This window comes from Microbacterium sp. HD4P20 (genome assembly GCF_019449275.2).
GTDB lineage: Bacteria > Actinomycetota > Actinomycetes > Actinomycetales > Microbacteriaceae > Microbacterium.
Map to the genome: position 1 here is coordinate 409,224 of NZ_JAHZQZ020000012.1, position 26,813 is coordinate 436,036.

Here is a 26,813-nt window from a genome sequence, read left to right on the forward strand (position 1 = left end):
GGAGCAATCTATTTGCTATAGCAAATTGTGTCAAGCGCGTCATTCCCCATAGTCGACGGCGACTCCGAGTACCGTGAAGAGATGCCGACCGGGATCGAGATTTCATGAGCCACGACGTCGTGTTGCCACAGGTCGCGCGCGCCGGTGTCCTGTCGGAACAGGTCTATCGGTCGCTGCGCGAGAGCATCGCCGACGGCCGGCTCGTGCCGGGCAGCCGGATCACTGAACGCCAGTTGGCGGCTGCTCTCGATGTCAGCCCCACGCCGGTACGCGAGGCGCTCGGCAAGCTCGAGCACGAGGGACTTGTCGAGCGGGTGGGCGCCCGTCGGCTGCAAGTCGTGGATCACCCGACCGAGACCCTTCACGAGCTGATGGAGGTCGAAGTCATGCTCCGCGGCGCCGAGGCCCGCTTCGCGGCACGCAAGATCACCCCCGAGGCAATCGAGCGGATGCGTGGGTACATCGATGAGCTGGTCGCCGCCGGTGACGCGCTCACATTGGAGCAGCAGTTCGAGATGGCCCAGCTCTTCGACGCCGAGATCATCCGCGCCGCGGCGAACCCCGCGTTGCGAAGCCTCATCGAGAGCTATGCGATCTACGGCACCGACCACCGCCTCAGCCGAGCGGCCGAGGATGCGAGGGACCCCGGATGGGTCGAGAGCCGGATCGCGGGCCATCGCGCAATCGTCGAGGCCCTCGCGGCGGGCGACGAAGTCGCCGCGGAGCGGGCTATGCGAGCGAACGCCCGATCGGCGATCAAGAACTTCTGAATTCCCTGCACTGCTCCGTTGTGGCACCTGCGAGCCAAGACGCTCGCGACGGCTACCCCCCGTAGCCGCGCACCCGCTTGTACCCGTCCAAGGTGAACTCCGCGCTGGCGATGAAGTCGAGATCCCGCCGCTCGGTCGATTGGATCGCCTCGACCTCGGTCCGGATCTTGGGAAGGCTCTCCCACGGGACGGTGACGATGCCGTTCGCGTCGCCATGCAGGATGTCGCCCGTGCGGACGAGTTGGCCGTCGATGGAGACCGGATCCCCGACCTTGGACAGCTCGAAGTTGGCGTGCGAGACGACCGCGTACCGCATGAAGTAGTGGAAGCCACGAGCGCGGACCTCGGCGACATCGCGGAGCGCGCCGTCGGTGATCATCCCGATCGCGCCGAGCCGGCTGGCGAGGGTGACCATGATCTCACCCGCGTACGCGACACGGCTGGGGGTTCCGCTCGCATCCTTCATCACGATGACGACGGGGCCCTCCGTCTGGTCGAGCGTCGTCCACAGATCCCAATAGCCCTCCTGTCGGGCCGGCCGTCCCACCGCGTTGTCCACCGTCACGGTGAGCGCGGTCCCCACCATCGTCCCCAGTTCGGGAAACGCGCACTGGATGGAACCGCCGACGTACCCGTCGCTGCGGTCCCGCAACGACAACCGCTCGAGCGCATTGGCGATCGTGGGGCTGTCGACCCGTCGCAGATACGACAGATCCGACTCGGAAAGCGATTGTGATGAGGCCATATCCCTGCACTTCTCTGTGACATCGGCTCAGGTGCCGAGGTTTCCTATTTGCAATAGCAAATGATAACCTGCTCGGACTTTGCTCGAGCGCATTGCCGCGCTCGGCGCTGATCGACAATGGAGTCAACGTGAACAGTGCTCGTCCCGAACGGCCCCCGCGTCGGAGCTTTCAGCTGCGTCTCGCCTTGCTCGTGGCACTGGGGGTGTTCGCGCAAGAGTCTGTATGGAACTTCCACGACGCGCAGACACCGGTGACGCTCGCCGAGTACTCCACGAGCATCGCCCTCATCGGGCTCATCATGGGGCTGGACAACATCGTCGGCATCTTCATTCAGCCGCTGATGGGGTACTTCAGCGACCGGACGCGAAGCCGGTGGGGTCGGCGGACGCCGTTCATCGTCGTCGGAGTACCGATTGCCGCGCTGTTGTTCGTGCTGATCCCGCTGGCCCCGAGCTTTCCCATCCTCATCGCGATCATCGTGCTGTTCTCGTTGACCGCGAACTCGTTCAAGCCGCTGACCGAGGCGCTCATCGCGGACAACCAGCTGCCCGAGCATCGCAGCAAGGCGAACGCGGTCGGGCGGTTCGCGTCGGGTCTGACGATCATCGTGTCGGCGCTGCTCAGCCTGTTCGTCGTCGACGAGAGCGTCGAACTCGCCTATGTCATCGCGGCGGTCGTCATGGTGGCCTGCTTCGCGATCCTGCTGCTCGCGCTGCGCGAGCAGCGCACCGCGGCCTATCGCGCCGTGGTCGACGAAGACCGGGCGCTGGGTCGGGACACGACGGGACTCCTCGCGGTGTTCAAGGACATCTTCACCGACCGTGACCGCAGTCGTCTGTTCATGGTCGCCGCCGTCATCGTGACATGGGGGGCATGGGCGAGCATCCGTGCCCTGCTGAGCCTGTACGGAGTCGAGCAGCTCGGGCTCTCTCGCGGCGAGGCGGGCGGCATGACGCTGCCGGCGAGCGTCGCGTTCCTCTTGGTGATCATTCCCGTCGCGATCCTCTCCGACCGGTACGGCCGGCGGCGGATGATGCGTATCGGCATCGTCGTCTTCGCCGTCGGCGCCCTGATCGCGTTCGTCCTCAACACCTCCACGGTCGCGACGCTCGTGGGCGTCCTCATCGCGGCCGCCGGGTTCTCGGGCTTCGCCGTCAACGCCACGGTGATGCTGTGGAATCTCGCTCCCTCGCAGCGGCTCATCGGCGTCTACACCGGCATCTTCGCCGTGGCTCAGGCCATCGGCTCCTCTGTCGGCCCGGCAACCGTCGGCGCGTTGGTCGACGCGACCGACTGGAGCTTCCTCATGCTCTTCCTCGTCGCGCTCTCACTCGTCGGACTCGCCCTCACCTTCGGCGTCCGCCGCGAATACGCCCCCTCGCAGCTTGCGGAAGAGAAGTACGTGGAAGCAGAGCGCGCCGAATGATCTCGATCGTCCTGCCGGACGACGAGCTGCGGCACCGGCTCGGCGCGCGACTCGGGGACGCGCGCGTGCAGGTCTGGGCACCGAATTCGTCGGACCCGCTCATCGGCCCGATCGACCTGCTCGTCCTGCCGTACATGATCGCCCCGCGCGAGCTGCGCCACCTACGGGGGCTGCCGATCTCTATGGTCCAGAGCCAGACTCTCGGATACGACGGCGTCAGCGAGACCCTCCCGTCCGGCATCAGGTACTGCAACGCGACCGACGTGCACGAGGGATCCACCGCCGAGCTGACGGTCGGTCTCATACTCGCCGCGCAGCGCGGCATACCCGATGCCGTACGCGACGCGGACCGCGGCGTGTGGGAACACCGGCGGCATCCTGGTCTTGCAGACAAGCGCGTCGTGCTCGTCGGCGTGGGCGGGGTCGGCGCCGAGATCCGCCGGCGCATCGCGCCGTTCGGTGCCCACCTCGATCTGGTGGCGCGCACGCCTCGTGCCGGTGTGCACGGTGTAGACCGTCTGCCCGAGTTGCTGTCCCACGCCGACATCGTGATCATCGCCGTCCCGCTCACCGACGACACCCGCCGGTTCATCGACTCGCGCTTCCTCGCGGCCATGCGCGACGGTGCCCTGCTCGTCAACGTTTCCAGGGGAGAGATCGTCGACACAGAGGCGCTCGTGGGCGAACTCCAGGAGGCCCGCCTGCGCGCTGCGCTTGACGTCACCGATCCGGAGCCGTTGCCCGCAGACCATCCGCTGTGGAGGCTTCCCGGGGTCCTCATCACCCCCCACGCCGGCGGCGACACGGATGCGATGGACGCCCGAGTGGACGGCCTGATTCTCGAGCAAGTACGCCGGCTGCGCGCCGGCGAGGCGCCGCTCAACCTTGTCTACGATGCCGCCGGCTGATCCGGGATCACGGCGGCACCTCGGCCAGGCCGTTCCGCGTGCCCTCGGGTCGCATAGCGGTCAGTCCCGATAGCGTCGGAGCCGCAGGGCGAAGACAACGGGGGAGACATGGCAGCTGAGTCCACGGCCGACGACCGCGTGGCCGGGCCGGGCACGCGCCGGCACCGCGGCCTGCTCATCGCGCTGGGCGCGCTGCTGTTCCTCGTACTGGTGGTCGTAGCCGTCACGTCGGTGACGCCGTGGCCCTCGGCGATGCTGATCCGGTCGGTGTTCGAGCGCGGTGGGGCGGCGACGGCCGCCGAGATGGAGAAGCACGTCCCCGAGAACGCGTCCCTGCGGGAGGAGACCGACATCACCTACGCCGATGACCAGACGGGACTCACGCTCGACATGTACACGACCGCCGCCGAGGGTGAAGCGCTGCCGACGGTGGTGTGGATCCACGGCGGCGCGTGGATCTCGGGATCGAGTGCTGACGTCGATCCGTACATGCGGATACTCGCCGACGCCGGTTACACCGCCATCGCGGTGAACTACACACTCGGACCGGAGGCCGCATACCCCACGGCGGTGGACGAACTGAACGACGCGTTCGCGTACATCGACGAGAATGCCGCAGAGCTCTCGGTGGATCCGAACACGATCGTCATTGCCGGGGACTCCGCGGGCGGCCAGCTCGCCAGCCAGATGGCGACGCTCTCGACGAATCCGGATTATGCCGAGCTCATGGACCTCCGCCCCGCGCTCGACGCGGACCAGATCGCCGGCGTGATCCTCAACTGCGGCGTGTACGACCTGCGGGCGATGGCCGACCTGAACGGGCTCGTGGCGTGGGGGTTCAAGATCTCGCTCTGGTCGTACACCGGCACGAAGGACTGGTCTGCCGAGTCGTCAGGGTCGACCATGGCGACCATCCAGTTCGTCACCTCGGACTTTCCGCCCACCTACATCAGCGGCGGCAACGGCGACGGCTTGACGTGGCTCCAGTCGATCCCGATGGCGCAGCGCCTCAAGAGTCTCGACGTGCCCGTGACCGACGTGTTCTGGCCGGCCGATCACGTGCCCGCTCTGCCGCACGAGTATCAGTTCCACCTCGACCTCGACGAAGCGCAGGAGGCGCTCGGTCACACGCTCGAGTTCCTCGAGTCGGTCACGAGCTGAGGGGCGGGCGTCCCTCAGTCCGTCGCCTCGCATCCCCTCACTCGAAGACCGGCGTGAGGAATCGGCGCTCGTAGCGGCGGATGCACCGAGTGTCGCGCGCGAACTGGAAGAGCTCGATGCACTCGGGGTCTGCGAACGACGCGGTGCGGTAGCGCTCGTAGTCCGCGAGCGAGGGGAAGGTGAACAGCGCGAACGCCTCGTCGCTGTCGCCTTCGCTCGGCATGAAATAGCCGTGGTGGGTGCCGCCGAACTTCGCCACGAGGCGGATCCACTGCTGCCCGTAGTGGGTGAACTCGGCCAGTTTGTCGGGGTCGATCTCGTAGCGCAGGTGGACAGTGATCACGGATGCTCCTTCAGGCGATGGCGCGGACGCGCACTGCCGATTCTGCTCGAGCTCCGATCCGCCACACACCCGATCGTGGGCGCCCTTCGCATGATGGCGGGCGCGTGCGCATCATTGGCAGTTCACGCAGGCCGCGGCATCGCTCGCCGATCGGGAATACGGCACCGGTTCGGGCGTTGTGGCCTATACCCCATAGGGGTATAACGGAAGCACACCGCGTTCGAGGAGAGTCCCGTGACCGATCCGCACGACCACCATCACGACCACGGCGCCCGCACGGCGGCGGAGCCGGACGCGCACGCTGCGCACGCCGGCCCGGAAGCGCGCGACGACGATCACGACGCGCACGCCTCCCACGACGCGCACGCGGATCACGCCGGCCACGCCGGCCACGCCGGTCACGTCGAGCGGTTCCGTCGCCTGTTCTGGATCAACCTCGCGCTCGCGGTGCCGGTCATCGCGTTCTCGAGCATGTTCGCGATGGTGCTGGGCTACTCACTGCCCGAAACACCCCTGTTCACCTGGATCGCGCCGGTCCTGGGCACCGTCATGTACTTCTGGGGCGGCTGGCCGTTCCTCTCGGGCGCCGTCGACGAGCTGCGCGCGCGCCGGCCCGGCATGATGCTGCTGATCGGCCTCGCGATCACCGTCGCGTTCGTCGCATCGTGGGGCGCGAGCCTCGGGAAGCTGCACCATCAGCTGGACTTCTGGTGGGAGCTCGCGCTGCTGATCGTGATCATGCTGCTCGGTCATTGGATCGAGATGCGCTCGCTCGCGCAGACGACATCGGCACTGGACTCTCTCGCGGCGCTGCTGCCCGATGAGGCGGAACGGGTCGAGGGCGACGCGATCGTGCAGGTCGCACCATCCGACCTGCGCGTGGGCGACGTGGTGGTCGTGCGACCTGGTGCGAGCGTGCCCGCGGACGGCCGCATCGTCGACGGTCGCGCCGACATGGACGAGTCGATGGTGACGGGCGAATCGCGCACGGTCGCCCGCACGGTGGGGGATGCGGTCACGGCCGGCACCGTCGCGACCGACTCCGGACTGCGGGTCGAGGTGACCGCGACCGGCGAAGACACCGCGCTCGCCGGCATCCGTCGGCTCGTCGCGGAGGCGCAGAGTTCGTCATCGCGCGCGCAGCGCCTGGCCGATCGCGCGGCGGGCTGGCTGTTCTGGTTCGCGCTCGGCGCCGGGCTGATCACCGCCATCGTCTGGACGGCACTCGGGCTGCCCGACGAGGCGGTCGTGCGCACGATCACCGTGCTCGTGATCGCGTGCCCGCACGCGCTCGGGCTCGCCATTCCGCTGGTCGTCTCGATCGCGACCGAGCGCGCGGCCCGGGGCGGCGTTCTCGTGAAGGATCGGCTCGCCCTCGAGACGATGCGCACGGTCGATGCGGTGTTGTTCGACAAGACCGGCACTCTCACCAAGGGCGAGCCGACGGTCGTCGAGGTCGCGACATCCGGCGAGCTGGACGCCGATGCCGTGCTCGCGCTCGCCGCGGCCGCCGAGGCCGACAGCGAGCACCCGCTCGCCCGCGCGATCGTCCGGGCGGCGCAGGAGCGCGGTCTCACCGTGCCCGCCGCCACCGGGTTCGCATCGTCACCTGCCGTGGGAGTGACCGCGACGGTCGAGGGCCACCAGGTGCGCGTCGGCGGTCCAAGGATGCTCGAAGAGGTCGGTGCGACAGACGACCCCGCTTCGTCGGACTGGCGCGAGCAGGGCTCGATCGTCCTGCACGTGGTGCGGGACGACGCGGTCGTGGGGGCGCTGGCGCTCGCGGACGAGGTCCGTGCCGAATCGCGTGAGGCCGTCGACGCCCTGCACCGGCTGGGCGTGGAGGTCGTGATGATCACGGGGGATGCCGAGCCCGTGGCCGAGACAGTGGCCGGTGCCCTCGGCATCCGTCGCGTCTTCGCCGGCGTCCGCCCCGAAGACAAGGCCGCGAAGGTGGCCGAGCTGCAGAGCGAGGGCAAGAAGGTCGCGATGGTGGGCGACGGCGTCAACGACGCACCCGCGCTGGCGCGAGCCGACGTCGGGATCGCGATCGGTGCAGGAACCGACGTCGCGATCGGCTCCGCCGGGGTGATCCTCGCCTCGAGTGATCCGCGGTCGGTGCTCTCGGTGATCGAGCTCTCGCGGGCGAGCTATCGCAAGATGACGCAGAACCTGTGGTGGGCGGCCGGATACAACCTCATCTCGGTGCCGCTCGCCGCGGGCGTCCTCGCTCCGATCGGGTTCGTTCTACCGATGTCGGTCGGCGCCATCCTGATGTCGCTGTCGACCATCGTCGTCGCGCTGAACGCCCAGCTGCTGCGTCGGCTCGATCTGAGCCCCGAGGCGAGCACGCGCGCGGTGCTGGGGCGCTGACCGGACGAGCGGCCCGACCCGGCTCGCGCGAGCTCACTCCCGGCGGGGGCGCACCAGGATCGCGGCGATGCCCCCGCCGATCGCACCGAAGAGGTGCCCCTGCCACGAGACCCCTTCGGGCGCGCCGAAGATGCCGGCCAGCATACTGGTGCCGTAGACGATCGCCACACCGATCGCGATGAGGGCGTACAGGATGCCGTGGCCCAGCGATCGAGCGACGAACGCCCGCACGAGCAGGTAGCCGAAGTACCCGAACACCAGTCCCGAGGCACCCACCGTGACGGCGCCCGGAGCGTTGAACACCCACGTTCCGAGCCCGCCGACAACGGCGATGACAGCGGTGGCGGCCCAGAACCGGCCGATCCCGTCGAGAGCGACGAGAACGCCGAGAATCAGGAACGGCACCGTGTTCGCGAGCAGGTGCGGCCAACCGGTGTGCAGGCCCGGCGAGAGCAGCACGCCGTCGAGGCCGTCGAGTGCCCACGACTCGATCCCGTAGACGTGATTCCAGCTGCCGGGAAGCACGGCATCGAGCACGCGGACCACCCACATCACGGCGAGGAGGATCAGAGGCTGGACGACACGGGCGAGCGGCCCGCCGCCCCGGCGCACCGGTGGGGTCGTGGTCATATGCCCATCGTCGCATTCGCCGCGGCCACGTCGGCAGAGGGGAGTTGTGACATCGCCTCGCGCGGGTAGGGTTTGAGGATGAAGACGACTCCTCCCGGGTGGTACGACGACGGCCACGGCGGACTGCGTTGGTGGGACGGCGCCCAATGGACGGAGCACGTCGCTCAGCCCGACCCTGAGGCCACGGACGCCCCCACAGAGGCCGAGATCGTGGCCGCATCCGAAGCGGAGACCAACGCCGAGGCTCAAGCCGAGGCACAAGCCGGCGCGCTCGCTGCCGGCGTCGACCCCGCCGCCGTCGCGTCGGCGGAGGTCCCGTCGCGCGCAGCCGGTCCCGGCGATCAGGCGCCCCCCGCGAGCGACCCCGCGACCGAACTCTTCGGCGCGCAGGGTGCGATACCCGAGCAGCCGGCGACTGTCGGGGCCGTGCCGCCGCCGGGCGGGGTGGCGCAGCCCGGCTCTCCGGCCGGGGCCGCCTACCCGGGAGCGGATGCTGGGGGCGGGGCGTTCAGCGCGGCCACCGAGTCGCGCACATCCAAGCTGTGGATCCTGTGGCTGGTGCTGGGCGTCGTCCTGCTCGGAATCGTGATCGCCGCCGCGGTGCTGATCCCGCTGCTGTTCCTCAACATGGCGACCTCCGGCGGCTCGGCGACCACCCCCGACGAGCAGGCGGCGGTCGCCGCCGTCGAGCTGTACGACGATGCCTGGCAGAACGCCGACTGCGATGCACTGGTGACATCGACCACCGAGCAGTTCCAGGCAGACAGCGGATTCGCCGACTGCGCCGCTTTCGTCGCCGAAGCCGAGCTGTTCGACCAGAACTTCGACGAGTACACGGTCGCGGTCGACGACGTCGTCGCCGGTGAGGGCGAGATCGTGATCACGACCACGGAGTCGTATGTCGTGGTCGTCGATGACCAGGGCAACCCCACTGACCCGACTCCCGGCGAGATCGTGTACCACTACACGCTGGTTCCGGACGACGGCGGCTGGGCGATCGACGGCGTCTCCGACGAGTAAACCGTGCCCGACGTCGTGCGCCGTCCGCGGGACGCGCGCTTCATCCTCACCTGCGTCGGAGTAGGTCTTCTGGCAGGCCTGCTGTCGGGTCTGTTCGGCGTGGGAGGGGGCACGATCATCGTGCCGCTGCTCGTGCTGATCCTCGGTTTCGACCAGCGGCTGGCGGCCGGGACCTCGCTCGCGGCGATCGTGCCGATCGCGACCATCGGAGTGATCTCCTACGCCCTCCATGGCTCGGTCGCCTGGATCGCCGCGCTGCTGCTGGCGGCCGGCGCCGTGGTCGGCGCCCAGATCGGCACCTGGATGCTGCCCCGGCTGTCGCTCACCGTGCTGCGCTGGGGCTTCGTCGGCTTTCTCGTCGCGGTGATCGTGAGTCTGTTCGTCGTGATTCCGTCGCGCGAGGCCGACCTTGTCCTCACGTGGCTGTCAGGGATCGCGCTCGTCGTGGTCGGCGTGGCCACCGGCATCCTCTCGGGGCTCGTCGGTGTCGGCGGCGGGATCGTGGTCGTGCCGGTGCTCATGCTGCTGTTCGGCACCAGCGATCTGGTCGCCAAGGGCACGTCGCTGCTCATGATGATCCCGACGGCCGTGTCGGGCACGATCGGCAACCTCCGGCGCCGCAACGTCGACCTCGCCGCCGCCGCGCTGATCGGCGTTGCCGCGTGCACCACCACCGCGCTGGGTGCCTGGATCGCCACGCTCGTCGACCCGTTCGTGGGCAACATGCTCTTCGCCGCGTTCCTCGTCGTGATCGCGGTGCAGATGGGCCTGCGCGCCGCGCGCGGGCGCCGTCCGTCCTGACGGCGGGCGGGAGGGGCGCCGGTAGGATGGCCGGGTGCCAGTGAACCCCGAGCTCGTCGGACGTGAGTTCCCCCCGACGGCCCCCTACCTCGTGGGTCGCGAGAAGGTGCGCGAGTTCGCGCGCGCCGTCTTCGCCGACGACCCGCAGCACACCGACCCTCAGGCCGCGCAGGCTCTCGGCTACGCCGACGTCGTCGCGCCGCCCACCTTCGCCATGGTCGTTCAGGATCAGACGCTGCAGCAGCTGCTGGCCGAACCCGATTCGGGCATCGAACTCTCGCGTGTCCTGCACGCCGAGCAGCGCTTCCGCTACACGCGGCCGATCGTCGCCGGCGACGAGCTCACCGCGACGCTGTCGGTCACGGGCATCCGCACGATGGGCGGCAACGCGATGGTCACCAGCGACGCCGAGATCACTGATGCGGCCGGGGCACACGTCGTGACCGCGACCTCCATCCTGCTCGTCGGGGAGAGTGAGAAGTGAGCGCGCTGACCGCCCTCGCCGTCGGCGACGTCGTCGCAGAACGCACGGTGCATCTGACCCGGGAGTCGCTCGTGCGCTATGCCGGGGCATCCGGCGACTTCAATCCCATCCACTACCGCGACGACGTGGCGGCCGCGGTCGGACTGCCCGGCGTCCTCGCGCACGGCATGCTGACGATGGGACTCGCGGTCGGAACGATTCAGACCTGGCTCACCGAGAGCGGTCTTCACGACACCGGCCGCATCCTGGAGTACGGCGTGCGTTTCACCAAGCCCGTCGTCGTCGACCCCGAGACCGGTGCCGACGTGACCGTCGTCGCGAAGGTCGGCGCCGTGGACGAGGACTCCGCGCGCATCGATCTGACCGTCTCGCATGACGGCACGACGGTGCTCGTCAAGGCGCAGGTGCGCGTGCGGACCGTTTGACGCATGCCCGACGTGACGCCCGTTCCGCTGGCGCAGCTGACGACACTGCGCACCGGCGGCGCCCCCGCCCGCATGATCGACGCCTCCACCGCCGATGAGCTCGTCGAGGCGCTTCGTGAGGTGTGGTCCACCGGCGACCCGTGGTTCGCGCTCGGCGGGGGATCGAACCTGTTCGTGGGCGACGAGCCGTTCGACGGCACCGTGGTGCGGGTGCTGACGCAGGGGATCGAACGGATGCCGTCGCCCGTGCCGGGCCGAGTCAGGCTGCGAGTGCAGGCGGGGCACGATTGGGATTCCCTCGTCGCGTACGCGGTCGGCGAGGGCCTCGGCGGCATCGAGGCGATGTCGGGCATCCCGGGCACGGTGGGCGCCGCGCCGGTGCAGAACATCGGGGCCTATGGCCAGGAGATCGTCCAGACCCTCGCCGAGGTCGACCTCATCGACGAGTCCACCGGTGAGGTCGCGACCGTACCGGCTGCCGATCTCGGCCTGGGATTCCGCACGTCCGTGCTCAAGCACCACTACGGGTCGGTGCCGACGCGCCGCGCGGTGATCCTCTCCGTCACTCTGGACCTCGCGGAGGTCGGGCACGGCGGACGCCGCATCGCCGGTGACCAGCTGCGCACGGCGCTGCGTCTCGCCCCCGACGACGAGGTGACCCTGGCGTGGGTGCGCGAGCGCATCCTCGAGACGCGCCGCAGCAAGGGCATGGTGCTCGATCCCGACGATCCCGACACCTACAGCGCGGGGTCGTTCTTCCAGAACGCGGTGGTGTCGGCATCCTTCGCCCGCACGCTGCCCGACGAATGCCCGCGCTGGCCTGTCGCCCCCGACCTCGACCCGGTGCTGGTTATCCCGCTGGCATCGTTCGACGGGTTCATCCCACCGCCGAGTGCCGTCGAATCCGACGTCAAGGTCAGCGCGGCATGGCTGATCGAGCAGTCCGGACTGCGTAGAGGCTTCAAGCTGCCGCGTTCGCGGGCCGCGCTGTCGAGCAAGCACGCGCTGGCTCTGACGAACCGCGGTGAAGCGACCGCGGCCGAGCTGGCCGAACTCGCGCGGTTCATCCAGGGGCGTGTGCAATCCGATTTCGGCTTGATCCTGCAGCCCGAGCCCGTGCTGGTCAACGTCGAGCTCTAGGCAGCTCGTCGCGCTCCCCGCATCCGCTCGTCCATCGATCCGCACCCCGCGCCCCTCGCAACCGGTGTGTCGCCACTCGCGTCGGGCGTCAGGGCGCGGGAGGGACGTCGTCGTCGTCGGTGCGTGTTCGCGAGCGCCGAGCAGACGGCGTCAGTTCGATCCGCAGGGCGCGGAAGTCGGCTCGGCGCAGGCAACCCCACCAGACACCGGCGCCGTATGCCACATCGTCCAGCCGCCGTGCGACGGCGAACCGCACGAAGTCGAGGTCGGCCCGCAGCCGGCGGTGCTCGACGACGGCGTCGACCACCGCCATCGTGCCGATGATCCATCGCGCCCGGCGTGAGACCGCGGCGGCCACCGCGGCCAGCGGCCACCAGTGGCGCAGCGCCAGGGCCGAGGTCTGCGTCAATGCACCCAGCACGCCGCCCCCGGCCAGCCGCAGTGGAAGGATGCGCGTGCCCTCGCCGGTGCCCAGTCTTCGCGAGAGCCGCCAGGCGGTGGCGAGCGCGACGGCCAGCGCCGCGGGCACCGACCACCACCGTGCACACAACAGCAGGACCACGACCGACGCCGACCACGGGCGCAGGATGGCCGGCGGGATCGCCTCGGGATGGCGGGCAGCCAGCGCCGCCGCGCCCGTGCCGTAGAACAGCTTGCGGGCCAGCCACGGCCGCACGTAGGCCCGATGCTCGTGCGAGACCGTGACGGTCGGGTCGTAGCGCACGCGCCAGCCCGCCTCGGCGAGGCGCCACACCAGGTCGACATCCTCACCGACCCGCATGCCGTCGGTGAAACCGCCGCCCAGTGCCTCGCGACGCGCGACGAGGCACGTGCTCGAGAGCCACGCCACCGGCGATCGGGGTCGCACGAGCGCGTGCCTGCGGCCCAGGTCCACCGACGACCGGGTGTTCTCGTACCGCTCGATCCAGGTGCCGTGTCGGGGGATCCCGGCGACGCGCGGCCCGATCAGGGCCAGTCCGGGATCGCCGAAGTGCCGCAGCATCCGCTCCACGTCGTCGGGGGTGAGAGTGACGTCGGAGTCGACGAACGCGACGAACGGGGTCGTGGCGATGGCCAGTCCTCGATTGCGTGCGCTCGCGGGGCCGACGTTCTCGTCCAGACGCAGCAGCTGCGCTCCGCCGCGGGCGACGACGTCGTGCAGGGCACGCGCGTCCCGCTCCGGCGTGCCGTCGTCGACGACCACGACCCGCATGCCCGCGAGGCCGGCGAGCAGCCGGGCCAGTTCACGGGGCCGCCCGTAGACGGGGATGACGACGGTCACCGTCTCTCGTCCGATCGGCGGCAGCGACGCCGGGTCGGGGTGGGCGATCCCCGCATCGACCAGGCGCGCCACCAGACGCATGGAGGCGGGATCGGATGCCGCGATACGGCCGTCCTGGATCAGCCCGGCGGCCATGGCGCTCAGGCGCATGACCCGCGTCGGCGCACCGCCGACCAGCATGCGGCCGCGGTCGTACCGCCAGACATCCGCTCCCACGACGGCGACGGTTCCTCGGGGCAGCTCCTTGTCGTGCGGCTGGGGCGATTCCCGCTCGGCAGGGGTCATGAGCGCCCGGTCGGCGTGCGGAGGGCGGCGGCGAGCTCGTCCGCCATGCGCTCCACGAGAGCGGCGCCTTCTGCCGCCGACGCGCCGCGAGGATCGCCGAGCACGCCGTTGGGCGCGAGCGGGCGAACGCCCTCCTGACGCAGACGGGGCAGCAGGTCGGCGACGGGATCGACGTTCCCGCGCTCGGCCCGCTCCATCGCCACGCGGTCCGGCGCGAGGTGGAGCAGCAGGCTCGTCTCGCCCCGGCCGGCGTGCGCGTCACCGTGGCGGCAGGCCTGCCACGAGGCATCCGTCCCCTCCTCGCGCAGCTCCCGCACCGCGGCGGTCAGTGCCTCGACGTTGCCGCCGTGGCCGTTCACGAACGCCAGCCGCGGTGCCCAGTTGCGTGCCGAGCGCCCCACCTCGATCAACACGCGGGTGAGCGCCTCGGTGCCGATCGACACCGTGCCCGGGAAAGCCTGGTGCTCGCCACTGGAACCGTACGAGATGGCCGGACAGACCCGCACACCGCTGCCGAGCCGGAGCGCGGCGGCGTGCGCGACCGCGACGGCGATGACGGTGTCGGTGTCGAGCGGCAGGTGGGGTCCGTGCTGTTCGGTCGAGCCGACCGGCACGAGGAGCGTCAGCCCCTCGGGGATCGCGGGCCACGGCGCATCGGCGAGCACGGGTGCCGGCGATGTGGCGGAGTGCATGGGCTACTGTCCTCCTTGAGAGTCGCCGCGCGTTTCCGGTGTGCGAGGAGTTTACTGGCATCGAGTGCCATAGAGAAGGGATGCCCGTGGTCGTTCCGGCGCCTGCCGCACCGCGCCCGCGTGGTCGTGCGAGGTCGACATCCAAGGACGAGCTCGGCCGCATCGGCCTCGATCTCTTCATAGCGCACGGCTTCGACGCCATCACGGTCGACGACATAGCCGCCGCGGCGGGCATCGGACGGCGCACCTTCTTCCGGTACTTCCCATCCAAGAACGACGTGGCGTGGGGCGACTTCGAGCGGCTGCTGGACGCCTTCCGTGCGGCGCTGACGGGCACCCCCGCCGAGGTGCCGCCGATCGAGGCGATCCGCGCCGCCGTGCGTCGGTTCAACGAGGTGCCCGAGGACGAACTCGACCGCCACCGCCATCGCATGCGGATTCTGCTCGAGACCCCCGAGCTGGTCGCCCACTCGACCGTTCGGTACGCGGAATGGCGTGCCGTGATCGCCGACTTCATCGCGCGACGACGCGGTGTGCCCGCGCACTCGGCGCTTCCGCAGGCGGTCTCGTGGGCGTGCCTGGGCATCTCGCTCGCCGCCTACGAGCAATGGCTCGCGTCGGACGATGACCTGCTCGACCTCATCGACGTGTCGTTCGCGGGCCTTCGCGACGTGTTCTCGGACGTCGCGCTGACCGGAGGCTCACCGGGCTCATGAGCACTCGCCGCATCGTCGTGGTCGGCGCAGGAGGCTCGGGCATCCCGCTCGCGGCGCGGCTCGGTGCGCTCGGCCACGCCGTGACCCTGCTCGAGGCCGGGCCGCTGCGCGCTGCGCTGGGCGACTCGGAAGCCGAGCACGGGCTCGAGCACGCCTGGACCGTGCGAGAGGGCCTGCCCGGCGGCGCGCTCACCTGGACCTATGACGCCGAGCTCTTCACGGGCCGACCATGGCGTATCGCGCGCGGTCGGCTGCTCGGCGGAAGCACATCGGTCAACGGCGCGTACTTCCAGCGACCCCACCCCGACGATTTCGCCGGATGGGCGGCCGTCGCGGGTCCGGAGTGGAGCTACGACGCCTGCCTGCCGGCGCTGCGCCGACTCGAGAGCGATCGCGACTTCGGCGGCGACGCCGTGCACGGCACGACGGGCCCGATGCCGGTGGAGCGCACCGGGGGCTCGGAGCGGGTGACGTCGGCGTTCCTGGACGCCGCACTCGCCACGGGCGCACGCCCTGAGACAGATAAGAACGCCGGCGGGCCGTCGGGGGCCGGGCTTCTGCCACGCAACGCGGTCGGCCCCGCACGCTGGGGTGTGGCCCGTGCCTACGAGAGCCTGCTGGCCGCGGCATCCGTCGAGATCCGTGCCGGCGCACTCGTGCGACGCATCGTGTTCCGGGGCGACGCTGCGGTCGGCGTCGACGTGGCGGTGGGGGCAGAGACGTCGTTCATCGGGGCGGACGAAGTGATCGTCAGTGCCGGCGCCGTCGAGACGCCCCGGCTGCTGCAGAGATCGGGGATCGGGGATGCCTCGGCACTGCCCCCTGACGTCAGGCTCGTCGCCGACTCGCGGGGTGTCGGTCGCGGACTGTCGGACCATCCTGCCCTCGACATCGCGTGGGAGCCGCGGCCCGGCGTGGTGTCCGCCGAGCTGCACGCCGCGTGGACGGCCGCCTGGAACGCGCCCGCCGGCGAGGTCGCCGACGCCGGTGTGGAGCTGCTTCTGGCCGCGAAGCCGACGGCGGCGATCCTGAGCGGCCGCGCGACGGCGGTGGGCCCCCTCGACCTGCGGATCACGCTGGCCGAGCCGCTCGCACGCGGACGGGTGACGGCCGAGCTGATCAGCTACGACTATCTCTCCCGCGGCGAGGACGTGGCCGCACTGCGGGCCGCAACGCGCGCGGCGGCGCGGATGCTGCGGTCGGAGCCGATGCGCGGGGTGGTGGCATCCGACGCCGTCCCCGAGTGGGTCGACTCGGTGGCGCACCACGACGCGGCCGAGCAGTGGATCCGCAGCGCGCTCGGGACGGCGCTGCATTCGTGCGGGACGGCACGCATGGGCGACGGCGACGATCCGGATGCCGTGACCGACGCGCACGGCCGCGTGCACGGCGCGACAGGCCTGCGGGTCGCCGACGCGTCGCTGCTGCCGGCAGTGCCCTCGCGTGGCACGGCCTTGACCGCGGTATTCGTGGGCGAGCGCGTCGCCGAGCTGATCGCCTCCGAGTGATCGAAACCGGGTTCCGCCCGGCGGAATCGAGCGACAGCCCCTCGCCTGGCGTCAATACGCTGGCCCGCGTGAACTGAGGATCACCGCCGCACGGACCGCCCGCGCGACGCGGCGATCGGGGGAGGACGAGCGTGGCGATCGACGAGCTCGGCACCGTGCCCGCCGTGTGGGGCGTCATGAACTACCTGTCGGAGGAGTCGACGGTGCTGCGGCGCTTCACCGCGCCAGGCAGGAGCGTGAACACCGGGCTCTACGACTCGTATGCGGTGCAGGTCTACGACGCGCGGGCTGTGCATCGCCCCTTCACCCTCGAGCGCAACGGGTTCGAGCTCGTGCACCGACCCACGCGCGTGGAGGACTTCACCGATCGCGACGAGATCGCTCGCGTCTATGACGCCGAGATCGAGGAGTTCGTGCGCCTGCGGCTGGGTGCCGACCGCGTCGCGCTGCTGGGTGCGACGCTGCGGCGCGCCGCCGACCCCGGCGCGCACGACTCGCAGCCTGCTGCCGGCCTGGTCCACATCGACTTCTCACCCGAAGGGGCGGCCGCGCATGCCGCGGAGACGTATGAGCGGCACTTTCCCGACGGCCCGGGGTATGCGCGAGCGGTCAGCACGAGCTGCTGGCGCGTCTTCAGCCCGCCGCCGCAGGACTGGCCGCTCGCCGTATGCGACTTCCGCAGCCTGGGCGATGACGAGGGGCTGCCCAACACGCTTTACTTCGTCGACGCCATCCCGTCCGACCCGTTCGGCCCGATCGACGGATCGCCGCGCGCGCTCAGCGGATCGGAGTTTCACTACCGCCCGTCGCACCGTTGGTACTTCTACCCCGACATGACGCGCGACGAGCTGCTGCTGTTCGTCCTTCACGACTCCGACCACTCCCGCGCGTGGCGCGTGATGCATTCGGCCTTCCTCGATGCCGAGGCGCACGCCGCGTCGCCGCGGCACAGCATCGAGTACCGCACCGTCGCGTACTTCCGGTAGCGACGATGGTGCTCAACCCGCGGCGCTGGCTCCGGCGGGCGTGCGCCGCGCCGACGGGGCGCCGAGCGCGCGGGAGATCGCGCGCGCCGTCGTGGTGAGCGCGGGCAGCGCGGCACCGGGCGTCCAGCTCTCGCGGTGCAGCGTCACGCCGACCGCCGCGATCACACGGTCGCGGGGGCCGCGGATCGCCACGGCCACGGCGATCGCGTTGTGCGTGATCGACTCGTCCGCCACGGCGACGCCGGTGCGGCGCACGTCGGCGAGCACCCGGCGCAGCTCGTACGGATCGGTGACGGTCTTCTTGGTGTACTTCTGCAGGGGGAGGGCGAGAACCTCGTCCTGGAACTGCTGCGAGGCGTGGGCCAGCAGTACCTGTCCGGTGCCGGTCGCGTGCAGCGGCCAGCGCCCGCCGAGGCGGCTGAGCACGTGCGCCCCGCCGCGTGCCCGCAGCGATTCGACGTACACGGTGTCGTGGCCGTCGCGCACCGCCAGGTGCACATTGGCGTTCATGGCGGCCTGCAGATCGCCCAGGTGCGGCAGCGCGACCTCGCGCAGGTGCATGCCCTGCGGCTCGAGGCAGCCCAGCTCGAGGACGCGCATGCCGATCGCGTAGCGGCCTTCGCTGGAGCGCTCGAGGGCGCCCCATTCGCGAAGCTCCCCGACGAGGCGATGAGCGGTGCTGAGGCTCAAGCCTGCGCGCCGGCTGATCTCGCTGAGCGTCAGCACGAGGTGGTCCTCGTCGAACGCCTCGAGGATCGCCAGCACGCGCTGCGCGGCGGTCATCTGTCCGCTGTGCGCCGAGCGGCGCGAGCGGGCTGAGGGGGCGGACTGAATGGGATTAATGGTCATCGTCGACCAACCTCCGGAACGTCGTCGTCGCTCAGGGCGGGGGAACTGTCCCTCATCATGGGGCATTTCCCTATCAAGATAGCCACGTCGTTCCGCCTGGCGGAATGCGCGAGTGTCCTGACGCTCGCGGCGCCGCGGCATCCGTCCCGATCTTCCGCGGGATGGGATGGCATTTCGGTCCACGCGTGCCCGGTGTCTACGCTCTGGGCAGAAGGCGGTTCGGTCAGGCAGCCGACCGCACCGCACGAGGAGAAGCGCATGACCATCGACCGAGGACAGCTCGACGAGTTCCGCAAGACGCTCGAGGCCGACGACTATCATCTGTCTGTCGAGTTCGTCGACGACCGGGCGCTCGCGCGCATCGAGGCAGGACCGGCGGCGTGCGCGGAGTGCCTGGTGCCCAAGGAGTTCATGCGCCAGATGCTCTCGCCCATGCTCGGAGTAGGCGCCGAACGGATCGACATCACCTACCCCGTCGAGGTTCACACCTCGGGAGCCTGATCTACGGCGCCACCCACGAAGCGGGCGCTGTCGGCGCGGGCAGCCGGTTCTCTTCGGCGTACACCGGCGACGACAGCAGGAACGGGATCGCGGCCCCGCGGGGCTCATCGAGGGGCTCATCCGGGAACGCGGCCTCGATCGTCGCGTGACGCTCGGCCACTCCCGCCCGGAACTCGGGGTGGGTGAGGATGAACATGTCGCCGCGCAGGATGCCGGCCAGCACGCGCTCGCCCGCCTCATCGGCGCTCATGTACGGCTGCTCGCGGGCGGCCTCGGTGAACGCCGGGGGCGGCGGGGCGTAGCCGGACTCGCCGTACTGCGCGGGACGGTTGGACACCGCGGCGGCAATGTTGCTGTGGGTCGGTCCGGGGCAGTACGCCGCGACGGAGATGCCCTCGCCGAGCAGTTCGATGTGCAGCGCCTCCGACAGCCCGATCACCGCCGCCTTCGTCATCGAGTACAGCCCTGCCACGATCGGCATGAGGCCCGCCATCGACGACGTGTTCACGACGGCGCCGCCTTCTCCGTGGGCGCGGATCTTGGGCACGAACGCCTGGATGCCGTTGCCCACGCCCTTGATGTTGACGTCGATGATCCAGTCCCAGTCACTCGGCGTGGCATCCATGACGGGACCGGTCAGCCCGATGCCGGCGTTGTTGACGAGCACGTCGATGCGACCGAAGCGCTGCTCGACCGTGTCGGCGGCCGCCTTCATCGCAGCCAGGTCCGTCACGTCGACCTGCATCGCGTGCACCGCGAGACCGCGTTCGGCGAAGACCGCGGCGGTCTCATCGAGATGCGGGGCCGTGCGCCCCGTCACCACGACGGTCATACCCGCGCGCGCGAGCGCCAGCGCGATGCCGCGCCCGATCCCACTCGACCCTCCCGTGACGACGGCGACCTTGCCCGAGACATCCTTCAACATGCGCGCTCCTTCGTGCTGGTGTGCGCCCAGTCAACGTGACGGCGCAGGCACTTTCCGCTTTCCTTCCGTGCGGCGAAAGCCCCCTGGTCACGTGCGCCGCGCGGGCGACACGGTAGAGGAAGACCGCAGCCGGCGTCGTCGCCGGCGGCTGACAGCGCAGTCCTCAGCGAAAGGCAGTCCATGAGCACGACGACCAGCGCGGCCGGCAGCGCCGCCCCGGCCCGGCAGTCCGCCACGACGACCCGGGCGGTCGTGTGCCGGGCGCCGGGCACACCGTGGGAGGTCACCGAACTGGACTTGGACGAGCCTCGCGCGAACGAGGTGCGGGTCAAGGTGTACGCCGCCGGGCTGTGTCATTCCGACGACCACATCCAGAAGGGTGACGCTCCGATGCGGATGCCGGTGGTCGGTGGTCACGAGGGGTGCGGCATCGTCGACGCCGTCGGTGACGGGGTCACGCGCGTCAAGGTCGGCGACCGCATCGTCTTCTCGTTCATCCCGGCGTGCGGCAAGTGCCGCTACTGCTCGACCGGCCGGCAGAACCTGTGCGACGAGGGCAAGAACGCCTCGACGGGTGAGTTCTCCGACGGCACGTTCCGCTTCCGCCAGGACGGCGTGGACTTCGGCGGGCTGTGCGTTCTGGGCACGTTCTCGCAGTACACGGTCGTCTCGGAGTACTCCGTCGTGCCGGTGGCCGCCGATCTGCCGTTCGAGGTCGGCGCCGTGATCGGATGCGGCGTGCCCACCGGGTGGGGATCGGCCGTCCATGCGGCAGGCGTGCAGGCCGGCCAGACCGTCGTCATCTTCGGCGCGGGCGGCGTGGGCAGCAATGCCGTCCAGGGTGCGGCGCTCGCCGGCGCCGAGCGCGTCGTCGTCGTCGATCCGGTGCCGTTCAAGCGCGAGATGGCCGAGGTCTTCGGGGCGACGCACACGTTCGAGACCGCCGAGGAGGCGACTGACTTCGTCGCCGGATCCACGTGGGGCGAGCTCGCCGACCACGCGATCATCACCGTGGGCGTGCTGCACGACAAGGTGATCCACGACGCGCTCAACATCGTCGGAAAGACCGGCCAGGTGACGATCACGGCCGTGGGCAACGGCTGGATCGACGAGAACCCGGGCATGCTCATCGGCTTCCAGCGCCGCATCCAGGGCGCGATCTACGGGGCGTGCAACCCGCTGGTCGACATTCCGCGACTGGTGAGCCTCTACAAGAGCGGAAAGCTCAAGGTCGACGAGCTCATCACGCGGACGTACACGCTCGATGAGGTCAACCAGGGGTACCAGGACATGCTCGACGGCAAGAACATCCGCGGCGTCGTCCTCATCGACCACGACAACTGATCCATCGCAGAGGACGAAGTCATGACGATCACCACACCGAATCCGACCCTCACCGATTCGCTCCTCGTCGACGGCGCACAGCTGATCGGCGGCGAATGGGTGCCCTCGCACACCGCACGCACCATCGAGGTCATCAACCCCGCCAATCGCGAGCACCTCGCATCCGTCCCCCGCAGCGACGCGAGTGACATCGATGCCGCGGTCGAGGCGGCCGAGCGCGCGTTCCCCGCGTGGCGCGACCTCAACGCCACCGCGCGGGCGGCGCTGCTGTTCCGGTGGGCCGCGCTCATCGAAGACAACCTGGCCGAGCTCGACCAGCTCGAATCGCAGGAGGTCGGGAGGCCGCACTGGGGACCGCCGCCGATGGCGGGCCAGCTGCGCTTCATCGCCGGGCAGGCCGACAAGGTGCAGGGCGTCTCGCTTCCCACCTACTCGCCCGACGCCCTCGGCTTCACGCTGCGGGAGCCGTACGGCGTGGTGGGTGCGATCATCCCGTGGAACGCGCCCGGCCCGATGTTCGTCACCGAGGTCGGCGCGGCGATCGCGGCCGGCAACACCATCGTGATGAAGCCCGCCGAAGACGCACCGCTGACGCCGCTCGCGCTGGCGAGACTGTCGATCCAGGCCGGCATCCCGGCAGGCGTGATCAACGTCGTCACCGGTTATGGGCACGAAGCCGGCGCTGCGCTCCCCGCGCATCCGCGCATCCGGCGCATGGGCTTCACCGGCTCGCCCTTCACCGGCTCTCTCATCATGGCGGCGTGCGCCGAGAACCTCACGCCGCTGCACCTGGAGCTCGGCGGCAAGTCGCCCCAGGTGGTGTTCCCGGATGCGGATCTCGACGTGGCCGTGCCGGCCATGGTGTCGGGCATCACGCTCAACACCGGGCAGATCTGCGCCGCCGGGTCGCGCGTCGTCGTGCTGCGCAGCGTCCACGACGAGCTCGTCGAGCGGCTGGCGACCCAGATGCAGAAGATCACCGTCGGACCATGGAATCAGCCCGTCAACATGGGGCCGCTCATCAACGAGAAGCAGCACGACCGGGTGCTCGGCTATATCGAGGCGGGAAAGGATGCCGGCGCGGAACTGGTGACCGGCGGCGGGGTTCCCCGGGGCGGCGACTACGGCGACGGGTTCTTCGTCGAGCCGACCCTGTTCGACGGGGTGTCGCCCGATATGAAGATCGCCCGGGAGGAGATCTTCGGACCCGTGCTCTCGGTCATCGCCGTCGACGACGAGCGCGAGGCGATCGAGGTCGCCAACGGCACCGACTACGGCCTCGTCGCGTCGGTGTGGACCCGCGACGTCGGCACCGCCATCCGCATGAGCCGCGCCCTGCAGGCGGGCCAGGTCGCGGTCAACAACGCCCTCGGCGCCGCGGTCATCGGCGGCCCGTTCGGCGGCTACAAGTCCAGCGGCTTCGGCCGCACCATGGGCGCCGACTCGGTGCTCGAGTGGACCCAGGTCAAGACCGTGTCGATGCGTCCCGCGACGCCGACGCTCTGAGAGGCAGGCAGTTCAGCCATGGCAACCATCACCACACGCGCAGCCGTCGCGCACAGTCCTCACCAGGGGTGGGAGCTGACCGAACTGCAGCTCGACGATCCGAAGGAGCACGAGGTCCGCATCAAGCTCGTGGCGTCGGGTCTGTGCCATTCCGACCACCACATCACCGAGGGAGACGCCCCTGTGCGCCTTCCGATCGTGGGCGGCCACGAGGGCGCGGGCATCGTCGAGTCGGTCGGCCCGAACGTGCGCCGCGTGAAGCCCGGCGATCGCGTCGTTCTGTCGTACATCCCCGCTTGCGGGGCCTGCCGCCCGTGTTCGACCGGTCACCAGAACATGTGCGTCAAGGGCCTCAACGCCGGGACCGGCATGTTCCTCGACGGCACCTACCGCTTCCACCGCGACGGCGAAGACTATGGGGGGTTCTGCTCGCTGGGCACCTTCTCGGAGTACGCCGTCGTTTCGGAGTGGGCGGTCGTGCCGCTGCCCGGCCACATCCCCTTCACCGTCGCCTCGCTGGTCGGCTGCGGCGTGCCCACCGGCTGGGGGTCGGCGGTGTACGCCGCCGGCGTGCGAGCCGGCGACACCGTCGTCATCTTCGGGGCCGGGGGAGTCGGCAGCAACGCGGTGCAGGGTGCCCGCTTCGCCGGAGCCAAGGACGTCATCGTCATCGACCCCGTCGAGTTCAAGCGCGAGAACGCGCTGACGTTCGGTGCCACGCAGACCTTCGCAACGGCGCAGGAGGCGCACGACTTCGTGGTGTCGAGCACGTGGGGGCAGCTCGCCGATCACGCCATCATGACGCCCAATGCCGTCACCGAAGAGATGGTCAACGCCGCCGTCATGATGACGGGCAAGGGCGGCAAGGTCACGATCACCGCGGTGGGCCACCTCACCGAGAAGGCGGTGCACGTGCACGCCGGGATGCTGATCGGCTATCAGCGTCAGATCCGCGGCGCCCTTTTCGGCGACTGCAACCCGCTGTACGACATCCCGCGCCTGCTGCGGCTGTACGACTCCGGAGACCTGAAGCTCGACGAGCTCGTCAGTCGCACGTACTCGCTCGACCAGGTCAACGAGGCCTACGACGACCTCGTCGCGGGCCGCAACATCCGGGGTGTCATCGTCCACGACCCCGCGCTGGCCTGAGCCGGGACGTCCGTCCGCCCACGCGCACCGCTTTCAGGAAGGAATCCCGATGCCCAACGCCATCCTCGATCCGACAGGTCGCGCGGCCGCCGCCGACGCGGCCTCGCTGGGTGGGCTCGCACCGCGGCGGGCAGACTTGCGCGGGGCGCGCGTCGGTCTGCTCGACAACACCAAGCACAACGCGATGCTGTTCCTCACCGAGGTGGGGCGGCTGCTGGTCTCGGAGCACGGCGCCGCCGACGTTTCGATCGTTGAGACCAAGGCGAGCTTCTCGGTGCCGGTGGGCGACGACATCGTGTCGCGCTACCGGGAGGCCTGCGACGTCGTGATCACAGGGGTGGGTGACTGCGGATCGTGCAGCGCCGCCGCCGTGGCGGACGGGATCAACTTCGAGCGCGCCGGCATCCCCGCCGCAGTGGTGCTGACGGACGCTTTCCTCACGACCGGCCGGACGATGGCCCGCGTGCAGGGCGCACCGGACTACGAGTGGATCACCACTGAGCACCCGATGGCGGTGCTCGATCCGGCGCAGGTGAAGGCGCGCGCGCGGATGCTGCTTCCGCAGGTCGCTGCCGCGCTCGTCGGGGGCGGGCGATGAGCGCGCCGGCGGTCGAGGCCGAGCTCGACGCGGATGCCGCGCAGCGGGCGATCGAGCACTGCTACGAGCAGGGCTGGAGCGACGGGCTTCCACTCGTTCCCGCCACCCGTCCGCTGGTGGACGCGTTCCTCGCGGCCGCCGGCCGGCCCGCGGACGAGGTCATCGGTCACATGCCGCAGGTGGATCGTACGGTGAACGTCGAGCTCGCCGCGATCAACGCCGCGATGGCGGGTTGCCGGCCCGAGTACTTCCCCGTCGTGCTGGCGGCCTGGGAGGCGCTCATGCGCGAGCGGGCCGCAAAGGGCGGGGGCTGGCAGTCGACCAGCGGTCCGGCACCCCTGATCATCGTCAACGGTCCGATCCGCGAGCGACTCGGCTTCAACAGCACGGGCGGCGTGTTCGGGCCGGGGTTCCGTCCCAATGCCACGGTCGCCCGTGCGATCGGTCTCATCGTGCGCAACGCTTTCGGCGTGATTCCGCACGAGCTCGAACAGGCCACCCAGGGCCTTCCGGGTCGATGGTCGATCTGCTTCGGCGAGAACGAAGAGGACAGCCCGTGGCCGCCGCTCGCGGCCGAGCTCGGCGTCCCCGGCGACGCAGTGACCGCAACCCTGCTGCGCACGTGCGAGTACGTCGACAACCGCCACACCAGCGACCCGGAGCAGCTGCTCGGCGATTTCGCCGACACGATCGGGCGGTCGGGCTCGTGGATCTTCCAGCATGCCGGTGCCGGCGTCGTGCTCTGTCCCGAGCACGCCGATCTGCTCGCGCGCGCCGGCTACAGTCGCGCGGACGTGCAGCGCTGGCTCGCCGAGCACTCGGGCCGCTCGACCGAGGCGCTGGCCCGGGCGGGGAAGGACTTCGCCGAGAAGGGCGTCCGACGCCCCGGCGACGGGACGCCCGGCGACCGCTTCCAGCGGACGATCCCCGAGGGCGCCGAGTCGAGCATCCTCGTCGCCGTCGCGGGGTCGCGGACCGCCGGCATCTCGATGGTCGTGCGCTTCTTCGCCGACTGGTCGGGCACCGGGGTGCCGATCGTGACCGCCGCGCCCGCGGATGCCGCATGATCGGCCCTCGCACTCCACGTACGGGCCGCATGCCGGCCGAACACCCAACGAAGGCGAGTCGCAGATGACCCAGATGGTGCGTGCCGCAGTCCAGACCGGACCGCGAGCGATCGAGATGCGTGAGTTCGCGCGCCCGAAGGTAGGCGCCGACGACGGCCTGCTCCGGGTGGAGGCGAACGGCATCTGCGGAAGCGACATCGAGATCTACCGCGGTCACATCGGCACGAACCGGGACCCGTTCATCCCAGGCCATGAGCCGATGGGGATCATCGAGGAGCTGGGCGATCGCGCCGCCGAGCGCTGGGGCGTCGAGGTCGGCGACCGCGTCGCCCTCGAGGTCATCGTGCCGTGTCGCGCGTGCCACGACTGCCTCAGCGGCCGGTACCAGGCCTGCCGGTTCCGCAAGTACGGGCACGGCGTCACCGGCATCGACGTCGAGCCGAGCCTGTGGGGAGGTTTCGCCGAGTACCTCTACCTCTCGCCCAACACGGTGCTGCACAAGATCGACAAGACGCTGCCGGTGGAGATCGCCGCGATGTACAACCCGCTCGGAGCGGGCGTGCGCTGGGCGGTCGATCTCGGCGAGGTCGGCCTGGGGGACTCGCTCCTCGTGCTGGGCGCGGGGCAGCGGGGCCTCGCGGCCGTCATCGCGGCGAAGGCCGCCGGCGCCTCCCAGGTGTTCGTGACGGGCCTGGAGAGCGACGCGCACAAACTCGCCGCGGCGCGAGAACTCGGGGCGGACCACACGTTCGTCGTCGATGGCGACGATCCCGTGGATGTCGTGGCGGCGGTACACGATCTCACCGATGGCCGCGGCGTCGACGTCGCGCTCGAGGTGACGCCGATGGCGGCCAAGCCCATCACCGATGCCATGCTCGCGACCCGCCATGGTGGCCGGGTCGTGCTCGCAGGACTAAAGGGGCACCGCGAGATCCCCATCACGACCGACCTCATCATCAATCGGGCTCTCACCATCAAGGGCGCCTTCGGCGTCGACTCGACCGCCAATAAGAAGGCCATCGCACTGCTGGAGTCGGGGCGTTTCCCGCTGGAGAAGCTGCACACGCACACCTTCGGGCTCGACCAGGTGGGTGTCGCGATCGAGACGCTCGCGGGCGAGACCGACGACAAGACCGCCATCCACGTCTCGGTGCATCCGAGCTTCGCCTGACCGGAGG

27 protein-coding genes are annotated in these 26,813 nt (G+C 70.1%); 20 read left to right on the plus strand and 7 right to left on the minus strand.

The features are described from left to right. The first annotated feature begins 104 nt into the window (after positions 1 to 104). Positions 105 to 770 (plus strand): GntR family transcriptional regulator, encoded by a 666-nt coding sequence (locus tag K0817_RS06915; protein WP_219980633.1) that lies wholly within the window; start codon positions 105 to 107, stop codon positions 768 to 770. Positions 771 to 822: 52 nt separating this feature from the next. On the opposite strand, the gene K0817_RS06920 is transcribed toward K0817_RS06915, so the two are convergent. Further along, positions 823 to 1,515 (minus strand): RraA family protein, encoded by a 693-nt coding sequence (locus tag K0817_RS06920; RefSeq protein WP_219980634.1) that lies wholly within the window; start codon positions 1,513 to 1,515, stop codon positions 823 to 825. 128 nt (positions 1,516 to 1,643) lie between these two features. On the opposite strand from K0817_RS06920, the gene K0817_RS06925 reads away from it, so the two are divergent. The 3 genes from K0817_RS06925 (at position 1,644) to K0817_RS06935 (ending at position 5,011) form a co-directional block, all read left to right on the plus strand. After that, on the plus strand, positions 1,644 to 2,942 hold the full coding sequence (locus K0817_RS06925) for an MFS transporter (protein ID WP_219980635.1): 1,299 nt from the start codon (positions 1,644 to 1,646) through the stop codon (positions 2,940 to 2,942). Further along, positions 2,939 to 3,850, plus strand: coding sequence for a 2-hydroxyacid dehydrogenase (locus K0817_RS06930; RefSeq protein ID WP_219980636.1), 912 nt, complete (start codon positions 2,939 to 2,941; stop codon positions 3,848 to 3,850). The genes K0817_RS06925 and K0817_RS06930 overlap by 4 nt, the downstream gene beginning before the upstream one ends. A gap of 108 nt (positions 3,851 to 3,958) precedes the next feature. Beyond that, positions 3,959 to 5,011 (plus strand): alpha/beta hydrolase, encoded by a 1,053-nt coding sequence (locus tag K0817_RS06935; RefSeq protein WP_219980637.1) that lies wholly within the window; start codon positions 3,959 to 3,961, stop codon positions 5,009 to 5,011. Positions 5,012 to 5,048: 37 nt separating this feature from the next. Here the strand turns inward: K0817_RS06935 and K0817_RS06940 are convergent, their stop codons facing one another. After that, positions 5,049 to 5,354, minus strand: a complete 306-nt coding sequence (locus K0817_RS06940) for an NIPSNAP family protein (protein WP_219980638.1) — start codon at positions 5,352 to 5,354, stop codon at positions 5,049 to 5,051. 234 nt (positions 5,355 to 5,588) lie between these two features. Here K0817_RS06940 and K0817_RS06945 point away from each other — a divergent pair, with 234 nt between their 5' ends. Then, positions 5,589 to 7,727, plus strand: a complete 2,139-nt coding sequence (locus K0817_RS06945; RefSeq protein WP_219980639.1) for a copper-translocating P-type ATPase — start codon at positions 5,589 to 5,591, stop codon at positions 7,725 to 7,727. 33 nt (positions 7,728 to 7,760) lie between these two features. Here K0817_RS06945 and K0817_RS06950 read toward each other — a convergent pair whose 3' ends face one another. Beyond that, positions 7,761 to 8,357, minus strand: coding sequence for a rhomboid family intramembrane serine protease (locus K0817_RS06950; RefSeq protein WP_219980640.1), 597 nt, complete (start codon positions 8,355 to 8,357; stop codon positions 7,761 to 7,763). 78 nt (positions 8,358 to 8,435) lie between these two features. Between K0817_RS06950 and K0817_RS06955 the strand changes: the two genes are divergently transcribed. The 5 genes from K0817_RS06955 to K0817_RS06975 are packed head-to-tail and all read left to right on the plus strand — an operon-like array spanning position 8,436 to position 12,227. Beyond that, positions 8,436 to 9,377, plus strand: a complete 942-nt coding sequence (locus tag K0817_RS06955) for a DUF2510 domain-containing protein (protein ID WP_219980641.1) — start codon at positions 8,436 to 8,438, stop codon at positions 9,375 to 9,377. A 3-nt stretch (positions 9,378 to 9,380) separates the two neighbouring features. After that, positions 9,381 to 10,178, plus strand: coding sequence for a sulfite exporter TauE/SafE family protein (locus K0817_RS06960; protein ID WP_219980642.1), 798 nt, complete (start codon positions 9,381 to 9,383; stop codon positions 10,176 to 10,178). Between the two features lie 34 nt (positions 10,179 to 10,212). Continuing rightward, positions 10,213 to 10,662, plus strand: a complete 450-nt coding sequence (locus K0817_RS06965) for a MaoC family dehydratase N-terminal domain-containing protein (protein ID WP_219980643.1) — start codon at positions 10,213 to 10,215, stop codon at positions 10,660 to 10,662. Positions 10,663 to 10,667: 5 nt separating this feature from the next. Next, complete coding sequence (locus tag K0817_RS06970) at positions 10,668 to 11,087, plus strand: MaoC/PaaZ C-terminal domain-containing protein (RefSeq protein ID WP_219980927.1); 420 nt, start codon at positions 10,668 to 10,670, stop codon at positions 11,085 to 11,087. A 3-nt stretch (positions 11,088 to 11,090) separates the two neighbouring features. Next, positions 11,091 to 12,227, plus strand: a complete 1,137-nt coding sequence (locus tag K0817_RS06975) for a UDP-N-acetylmuramate dehydrogenase (protein WP_219980644.1) — start codon at positions 11,091 to 11,093, stop codon at positions 12,225 to 12,227. 88 nt (positions 12,228 to 12,315) lie between these two features. On the opposite strand, the gene mftF is transcribed toward K0817_RS06975, so the two are convergent. Then, positions 12,316 to 13,794 (minus strand): mycofactocin biosynthesis glycosyltransferase MftF, encoded by a 1,479-nt coding sequence (gene mftF / locus K0817_RS06980; protein WP_219980645.1) that lies wholly within the window; start codon positions 13,792 to 13,794, stop codon positions 12,316 to 12,318. Further along, on the minus strand, positions 13,791 to 14,486 hold the full coding sequence (gene mftE / locus K0817_RS06985) for a mycofactocin biosynthesis peptidyl-dipeptidase MftE (RefSeq protein WP_219980646.1): 696 nt from the start codon (positions 14,484 to 14,486) through the stop codon (positions 13,791 to 13,793). Before mftE ends, mftF begins: the two co-directional genes overlap by 4 nt. Positions 14,487 to 14,566: 80 nt before the next feature. Between mftE and mftR the strand changes: the two genes are divergently transcribed. The 3 genes from mftR (at position 14,567) to K0817_RS07000 (ending at position 17,696) form a co-directional block, all read left to right on the plus strand. Further along, complete coding sequence (gene mftR / locus K0817_RS06990; RefSeq protein ID WP_219980647.1) at positions 14,567 to 15,202, plus strand: mycofactocin system transcriptional regulator; 636 nt, start codon at positions 14,567 to 14,569, stop codon at positions 15,200 to 15,202. Then, positions 15,199 to 16,710 (plus strand): GMC family oxidoreductase, encoded by a 1,512-nt coding sequence (locus K0817_RS06995; protein ID WP_219980648.1) that lies wholly within the window; start codon positions 15,199 to 15,201, stop codon positions 16,708 to 16,710. Before mftR ends, K0817_RS06995 begins: the two co-directional genes overlap by 4 nt. Positions 16,711 to 16,841: 131 nt before the next feature. Beyond that, on the plus strand, positions 16,842 to 17,696 hold the full coding sequence (locus K0817_RS07000; RefSeq protein ID WP_219980649.1) for a CmcJ/NvfI family oxidoreductase: 855 nt from the start codon (positions 16,842 to 16,844) through the stop codon (positions 17,694 to 17,696). A gap of 12 nt (positions 17,697 to 17,708) precedes the next feature. On the opposite strand, the gene K0817_RS07005 is transcribed toward K0817_RS07000, so the two are convergent. After that, positions 17,709 to 18,479, minus strand: a complete 771-nt coding sequence (locus K0817_RS07005) for an IclR family transcriptional regulator (protein WP_219980650.1) — start codon at positions 18,477 to 18,479, stop codon at positions 17,709 to 17,711. 324 nt (positions 18,480 to 18,803) lie between these two features. Between K0817_RS07005 and K0817_RS07010 the strand changes: the two genes are divergently transcribed. After that, the gene (locus K0817_RS07010) at positions 18,804 to 19,046 is read left to right on the plus strand and encodes a hypothetical protein (RefSeq protein WP_219980651.1); all 243 of its coding nucleotides are present in this window, start codon (positions 18,804 to 18,806) and stop codon (positions 19,044 to 19,046) included. 1 nt (position 19,047) lies between these two features. On the opposite strand, the gene K0817_RS07015 is transcribed toward K0817_RS07010, so the two are convergent. Continuing rightward, complete coding sequence (locus K0817_RS07015; RefSeq protein ID WP_219980652.1) at positions 19,048 to 19,971, minus strand: SDR family oxidoreductase; 924 nt, start codon at positions 19,969 to 19,971, stop codon at positions 19,048 to 19,050. A 180-nt stretch (positions 19,972 to 20,151) separates the two neighbouring features. Between K0817_RS07015 and K0817_RS07020 the strand changes: the two genes are divergently transcribed. The 6 genes from K0817_RS07020 (at position 20,152) to K0817_RS07045 (ending at position 26,806) form a co-directional block, all read left to right on the plus strand. Next, the gene (locus tag K0817_RS07020; RefSeq protein ID WP_219980653.1) at positions 20,152 to 21,315 is read left to right on the plus strand and encodes an NDMA-dependent alcohol dehydrogenase; all 1,164 of its coding nucleotides are present in this window, start codon (positions 20,152 to 20,154) and stop codon (positions 21,313 to 21,315) included. Between the two features lie 21 nt (positions 21,316 to 21,336). Further along, entirely contained in the window at positions 21,337 to 22,821 is a 1,485-nt protein-coding gene (locus tag K0817_RS07025) for an aldehyde dehydrogenase (protein WP_219980654.1), read from the plus strand. 18 nt (positions 22,822 to 22,839) lie between these two features. After that, on the plus strand, positions 22,840 to 23,970 hold the full coding sequence (locus K0817_RS07030) for an NDMA-dependent alcohol dehydrogenase (protein ID WP_219980655.1): 1,131 nt from the start codon (positions 22,840 to 22,842) through the stop codon (positions 23,968 to 23,970). Positions 23,971 to 24,019: 49 nt separating this feature from the next. Continuing rightward, a complete protein-coding gene (locus K0817_RS07035; protein ID WP_219980656.1) occupies positions 24,020 to 24,568 on the plus strand; it encodes a UGSC family (seleno)protein in 549 nt (182 codons plus the stop codon). After that, entirely contained in the window at positions 24,565 to 25,635 is a 1,071-nt protein-coding gene (locus tag K0817_RS07040; protein ID WP_219980657.1) for a hypothetical protein, read from the plus strand. Before K0817_RS07035 ends, K0817_RS07040 begins: the two co-directional genes overlap by 4 nt. A gap of 64 nt (positions 25,636 to 25,699) precedes the next feature. Further along, the gene (locus K0817_RS07045) at positions 25,700 to 26,806 is read left to right on the plus strand and encodes a zinc-binding dehydrogenase (RefSeq protein WP_219980658.1); all 1,107 of its coding nucleotides are present in this window, start codon (positions 25,700 to 25,702) and stop codon (positions 26,804 to 26,806) included. The last annotated feature ends 7 nt before the right edge of the window (positions 26,807 to 26,813 follow it).